Raw genomic sequence first — 6074 nt, 5'->3', positions numbered from 1 at the left:
ACGCCGATGAGCGGCTTGGCGCCGACCTTCGTCATGAGCCGGGAGGTGAGGGCCGTCATGAAGATCATGAGGAGGACGGTCATCGGGAGCAGCGCGGCGCCGGAGGCGAAGGCCCCGTAGCCGAGGACCTGCTGGAGGTACAGGTTGAGGAAGTACCACATCGGGATCCAGGCGGCGCCGAGCAGCGTCATGGCCAGGTTGGCGGAGCCGAGGCGCGGGACCCGCCAGACGCCGAGCGGCATGAGGGGCTCGCGCACGGACTTCTGGATCACGAGGAAGAGGATCAGCAGGACGGCGGCGGCGGCCAGCTCCAGGATCGTGGCGGTGGCGCCCCAGCCGACCTCGGGGGCCCGGACGACGGCGAGGACGGCGAGCGCGAGACCGGCGGTGACGGCGACCGCGCCGAGGACGTCGACCGAGCCGCGGCGGGACGCGACGGTCGGGAGGAGCTTGGTGGCGGCGAGGGTCGCGAGGCCGATCGGGATGTAGATGATGAAGACCCACTGCCAGGCGGCCCACTCGGTGAAGACGCCGCCGAGGAAGACGCCCGCGGTGCCGCCGGCGGGGGCCGCGGCGCCGTAGAGCGCCATCGCCTTGCCGAGCTCCTTCGGGTCGTGCATGAACAGCATCATCAGCAGGGTCATCGCGGAGGGCGCGATGAGCGCGCCGCCGACGCCCTGGACGGCGCGGCCGAGGATCTCGACCCAGGCGGTCTGCGCGGCCGCGGCGAGGACCGAGCCGGCGATCATGACCACCCAGCCGGAGACGAAGATCCTGCGGGCTCCGACGAGGTCGGAGAGGCGTCCGCCGAGGAGCAGCAGGCCGCCGAAGACGATGACGTAGGCGTTGAAGACCCACTGGAGCTCGCCCTGCGTGAAGCCGAGGTCCTTCTGCATCGCGGGGAGCGCGACCCCGATGATCGAGGTGTCCATGATGACCATGAACTGGGCGGCGGCGAGCACGAGGAGTGCCCACCAGCGCCGGGGATTGACGGTTTCGGCTGACATCGTCCTGACCCTTCGCTCGCTGTCATATACCCCTGGGGGGTACCTTCGCGGAGCACCGTAACATACCCATGGGGGGTATGTAAGAGGGAGGAGGGAGGACGGTCGGCGGCGAGTGGAAAGACCGGCTCCGGGAGGTCGCGCCGGTCCCGGGGGGCGCAGAGCCCGCCCCGGGAAGCGGAAGCGGCGGCCGGAACGCGCCCCCGGAGCGGGCTGCGGCGCCGCACCCCCGGCCGCCGGCCCGGCAGAATGCCCCGCATGACCGCAGACCAGGACCCCCAGCTGCTCCGGCGCTGGACCACCACCCTGCTCGCCGCCCGGGCCGGCCGCGAGGGCCCGGACCCCGTCCCGTACGGCCGGAACCTGCTGGCCCGCTGGTCGGAACCGCAGCGCCGCTACCACACGGTCGACCACCTCAGGGCGGTCCTCGACCGCATCGACGAACTGGCCGACCAGGGCGGTGAGGGCGGGGAACTCGAGCTCGTCCGGCTCGCCGCCTGGTTCCACGACGCCGTCTACCGCCCCGACCGCTCCGAGAACGAGGAGCGCTCCGCCGCGCTCGCCGAGAAGGCCCTGACCGAGGCCGGCCTCACGGACCGCGAGGTCACGGAGGTGGCCCGTCTCGTCCGCCTCACCGTCACCCACGACCCGGCGCCCGGCGACCTCAACGGCGAGACGCTCTGCGACGCGGACCTCGCGGTCCTGGCGGGCGACCCCGATACGTACGGGGGGTATGTGGCGGCGGTCCGCGAGGAGTACGGATTCGTCCCCGGCGACGCCTTCCGCACCGGCCGCGCCGCCGTCCTCCGGCAGCTCCTCGCCCTCCCCCGCCTCTTCCGTACGCCGTACGGGGCGGCGGCCTGGGAGGAACGGGCCCGGGAGAACCTGGAGCGGGAACTGGCGGAGCTGGAGGGCCGGCCGGGCGCCGACTGAGCGGAGAAGCACAGGGGTGGACCGTTCCGTCTCGTATCGCGAGACCTCTGCCCATCGCGGGAATGACAGGCACAAACGGCCCGTTGACCCATGTCATGCCGTCTTCGTCAGCCGAGCCCACGACCACGCCCGACCCGGTACCCGAGAACGACCCCGTACCCGAGAACGACCCCGCGACCGCCTCCGAGAAGTCGTCCGCCACCGCGCCCGCGCCATCGGCCGGGAAGAGCTCCGGCCGGATGCCGCTCGCCGTCTACATTCTCGGACTCTCCGTCTTCGCCCTCGGTACGAGCGAGTTCATGCTCTCCGGCCTCCTTCCGCCCATCGCGGAGGACATGAACGTCTCGATCCCCCGCGCCGGCCTGCTCATATCGGCCTTCGCCATCGGCATGGTCGTCGGCGCGCCGCTGCTGGCCGCCGCCACCCTGCGGCTCCCCCGGAAGACGACCCTGGTCGCCCTCATCACGGTCTTCGGCCTCGGCCAGGTCGCGGGCGCCCTCGCCCCGAACTACGGGATCCTCTTCGCGTCCCGGGTCGTGAGCGCCCTGGCGTGCGCCGGGTTCTGGGCCGTCGGCGCCGCCGTCGCCATCGCCATGGTGCCGGCGAACGCCCGTGCCCGCGCCATGGCCGTGATGATCGGCGGCCTGTCGATCGCCAACGTCCTGGGCGTCCCCGCCGGCGCCTTCCTCGGCGAGCACCTCGGCTGGCGCTCCGCGTTCTGGGCGGTCGGCGCGGCCTCCGCCGTCGCCCTGGTCGGCGTCCTCACCCGCATCCCGCACATCCCGGTGCCGACAACCGCGCCCCGGCTCAGGCGGGAACTGGTCATCTACCGCGACCGCCAGGTGCTGCTCTCCATCGTCGTCACGGCGCTCGCCGCCGGCGGTGTCTTCTGCGCCTTCTCCTACCTTGCCCCGCTGCTCACCGACGTCTCCGGCCTCGACGACAGCTGGGTCTCCGCCGTCCTCGGCCTGTTCGGCATCGGCGCCCTGGTCGGCACGACGATCGGCGGCCGGGTCGCCGACGCCCACCTCTTCGGGGTGCTCCTCAGCGGCATCACCGCCTCCACCGTCTTCCTGGCGGCGCTGGCCGTCTTCGCCTCCAACCCGGTCGTGACGGTGCTGCTCGCCTTCCTCCTGGGCGTCTCCGCGTTCTACACCGCCCCCGCGCTCAACGCCCGCATGTTCAACCTGGCCGGCGCCGCACCCACCCTCGCCGGCGCCACCACCACCGCCGCCTTCAACCTCGGCAACACCGGCGGGCCCTGGCTCGGCGGCACCGTCATCGACGCGGGCCTCGGCTTCGCCGCCCCCGCCTGGGCCGGCGCGGCCATGACCGTCCTCGCGCTCGCGGCGGTCGCGGTCTCCCTGCGCCTCCACTCGGCGTCCCGGTCCCGCCTGGTCACCGGCGCCCAGGACCGCGAGACCGCCCCCCTGCCCACGCCGGACGGCGCCCTGCGCTGACCGGCCGCGCTGTCTGGCGTACGGAGGCGGACTGCTGCCGGTCAGGCGGGCGGGCGGCCCTTCGGGCGGCGCAGGCCCGCCTGAGTGAGGCGGCGCAGCAGTTCCTTCGACCCGACCTCGACGGCGCCGCCCGCCACCGCGTCCGCGTACCGGTCCGAGGGGATGTCGTAGTGGTCGCGCTCGAAGGCGCGCGGCGGGGCGCCGATCCGGGCGGCGAAGGCGTGCAGCTCCTCGAAGGAGACGTCGCTGACGAGGTGCGACCACATGCGGCCGTGGCCCGGCCAGGTCGGCGGGTCGATGTAGAGGGTCATGCGCCCACCCCCGCCCGCGCGGTCCGGCCCCGGCGCCCGGCGGCGGGGGCCCGTGGCGTCCCGGTCGGCGGCGCGGTCACGTGAGCCCGCCCACCGGTGCCACCACCACGCCCTGCTTGCCGCACACCCAGTGCGGGTCGGGGCCGAGCTCCGGTTCCACGTCCAGGGCGTGCGGGTCGCCCGAGGCGCAGACCGGGCAGATGGGCCAGCGCCCGTAGCGTTCGAGCAGGGCGTCCTGCACGTCCTGGGCGACGAGCCCGGCGACGTACGACACGCCCTCGGGCCACTGCTCGACCCACCAGCGCCGGTGCGTCACCGACTCCTCCACCATCGACACGACCTCGGCGGCGGCCACCTCCCGGGCGGCGAGGTCGGCCAGCACCAGCGCGCGAGCGGCGTGCAGCGCCTGCTCCACGGGGTCGATCTCGTTCATGCGTTCATTGTGACCCGCGCGGCGGTCGGGCGGCGAGAAAACCGGGGTCGGGGCAGGGTCGGACCGGGGTCGGGGCCCGGGTCGGACCAGGGTTCTCTCCGGGGCGGAGGGTCTTGTCGCCCGCCGGGACCGAAAGTAGCTTTCATATGTGACCCAAGACGTGAAGGAAAGTTTCACCAGCGGCGCGCCGCCGGCCCCCGCCGCCCTCGCGGCCAAGGTCCGGACCCTCGCCCCGTCCATGACCCGCTCCATGCAGCGGGTCGCCGAAGCCGTCGCCGGCGACCCGGCGGGCTGCGCCGCGCTCACGGTCACCGGCCTCGCCGAACTCACCGGCACCAGCGAGGCGACCGTCGTCCGCACCGCCCGCCTCCTCGGCTACCCCGGCTACCGCGACCTGCGCCTCGCCCTCGCGGGCCTCGCCGCCCAGCAGCAGTCGGGCCGCGCCCCGTCCGTCACCGCCGACATAGCGGTCGACGACCCGGTCGCCGACGTCGTCGCCAAACTCGCCTACGACGAACAGCAGACCCTCGCCGACACCGCCGCCGGACTCGACACCGTGCAGCTCGGCGCCGTCGTGGCCGCCCTCGCCACCGCCCGCCGCATCGACATCTACGGCATCGGCGCCTCCGGCCTCGTCGCGCAGGACCTCGGCCAGAAACTGCTGCGCATCGGCCTGATCGCGCACGCCCCCGGCGACCCGCACCTCGCCGTCACCAACGCCGTCCAGCTGCGCTCCGGCGACGTCGCCATCGCCATCACCCACTCCGGCTCCACCGGCGACGTCATAGAACCACTCCGGGTCGCCTTCGACCACGGCGCCACCACCGTCGCCGTCACCGGCCGCCCGGACGGCCCCGTCACCCAGTACGCGGACCACGTCCTCACCACCTCCACCGCCCGCGAGAGCGAACTGCGGCCCGCCGCCATGTCCTCGCGCACCAGCCAACTCCTGGTCGTGGACTGCCTGTTCACCTGCGTCACGCAGCGCACGTACGAGACGGCCGCGCCCGCCCTCGCCGCCTCCTACGAGGCCCTCACCCACCGCCACTCGCCCCGCAGCCGCTGAACCACCAGGAAAGAGCCGCCGCCCGTGCCGACCACGTACACCGAACTGCGTGCCCAGCTGGCCACCCTCACCACCGAGGCCTTCCGCCCCGAACTGGCCGAGATCGACCGGCTGTCCACCCTGGAGATCGCCCGCACCATGAACGGCGAGGACCAGTCCGTCCCCGCCGCCGTCGCCCGGCAGCTCCCCGCCATCGCCGCCGCCATCGACGCCACCGCCGCCCGCATGGCCGACGGCGGCCGGCTCGTCTACATGGGCGCGGGCACGGCCGGCCGGCTCGGCGTCCTGGACGCCAGCGAGTGCCCGCCCACCTTCAACACCGACCCCTCCCAGGTCGTCGGCCTCGTCGCGGGCGGCCCCACCGCCCTGGTCCGGGCCGTCGAGGGCGCCGAGGACTCCCGGGACCTCGCCGTCGCCGACCTCACCGCCCTCGGCCTCACCGACCGCGACACCGTCGTCGGCATCTCCGCCTCCGGCCGCACCCCGTACGCGCTCGGCGGCGTCGAACACGCCCGCCGGCTGGGCGCGCTCACCATCGGCCTCTCCTGCAACCCCGACAGCGCGCTCACCGCCGCCGCCGAACACGGCATCGAGGTCGTCCCCGGCCCCGAGCTCCTCACCGGTTCCACCCGCCTCAAGGCGGGCACCGCCCAGAAGCTCGTCCTCAACATGATCTCGACCATCACCATGATCCGGCTCGGCAAGACGTACGGGAACCTCATGGTCGACGTCCGCGCCTCCAACGAGAAGCTCCACGCCCGCTCACGCCGGATCGTCGCCCTCGCCACCGGCGCGCCGGACGAGCAGATCGAGGCGGCCCTCGCCGCCGCCGACGGCGAGGTGAAGAACGCCATCCTCATGATCCTC

At 73.8% G+C, this 6074-nt stretch carries 7 protein-coding genes; 4 read left to right on the top strand and 3 right to left on the bottom strand.

The genetic code is table 11. The annotated features are described in order from the left end of the window. Positions 1-1007: MFS transporter (locus RIF68_RS23975; RefSeq protein ID WP_309053367.1), on the bottom strand; the 1007-nt coding region annotated here is incomplete at its 3' end. Positions 1008-1262: 255 nt separating this feature from the next. Here RIF68_RS23975 and RIF68_RS23970 point away from each other — a divergent pair. Next, a complete protein-coding gene (locus tag RIF68_RS23970) occupies positions 1263-1937 on the top strand; it encodes a hypothetical protein (protein WP_309053366.1) in 675 nt (224 codons plus the stop codon). Positions 1938-2176: 239 nt separating this feature from the next. Beyond that, positions 2177-3397, top strand: coding sequence for a Cmx/CmrA family chloramphenicol efflux MFS transporter (locus tag RIF68_RS23965; protein WP_309053368.1), 1221 nt, complete (start codon positions 2177-2179; stop codon positions 3395-3397). Positions 3398-3438: 41 nt separating this feature from the next. Here RIF68_RS23965 and RIF68_RS23960 read toward each other — a convergent pair whose 3' ends face one another. Together RIF68_RS23960 and RIF68_RS23955 are read right to left on the bottom strand one after the other, a co-directional pair. Beyond that, complete coding sequence (locus RIF68_RS23960) at positions 3439-3708, bottom strand: DUF4031 domain-containing protein (RefSeq protein WP_309053365.1); 270 nt, start codon at positions 3706-3708, stop codon at positions 3439-3441. Between the two features lie 76 nt (positions 3709-3784). Further along, complete coding sequence (locus RIF68_RS23955) at positions 3785-4141, bottom strand: hypothetical protein (RefSeq protein ID WP_309053364.1); 357 nt, start codon at positions 4139-4141, stop codon at positions 3785-3787. 148 nt (positions 4142-4289) lie between these two features. Between RIF68_RS23955 and RIF68_RS23950 the strand changes: the two genes are divergently transcribed. Both RIF68_RS23950 and murQ read left to right on the top strand, forming a co-directional pair. After that, positions 4290-5207 (top strand): MurR/RpiR family transcriptional regulator, encoded by a 918-nt coding sequence (locus RIF68_RS23950; protein ID WP_309053363.1) that lies wholly within the window; start codon positions 4290-4292, stop codon positions 5205-5207. Positions 5208-5231: 24 nt separating this feature from the next. Then, a partial coding sequence (gene murQ / locus RIF68_RS23945; protein WP_309053362.1) for an N-acetylmuramic acid 6-phosphate etherase occupies positions 5232-6074 on the top strand: 843 nt, incomplete at its 3' end.

Source organism: Streptomyces sp., from assembly GCF_031178505.1.
Taxonomy (GTDB): Bacteria; Actinomycetota; Actinomycetes; order Streptomycetales; family Streptomycetaceae; genus Streptomyces; species Streptomyces gulbargensis.
Note: the sequence above shows the minus strand (reverse complement) of the source record. Positions and strands in the feature narration are given on the sequence as shown.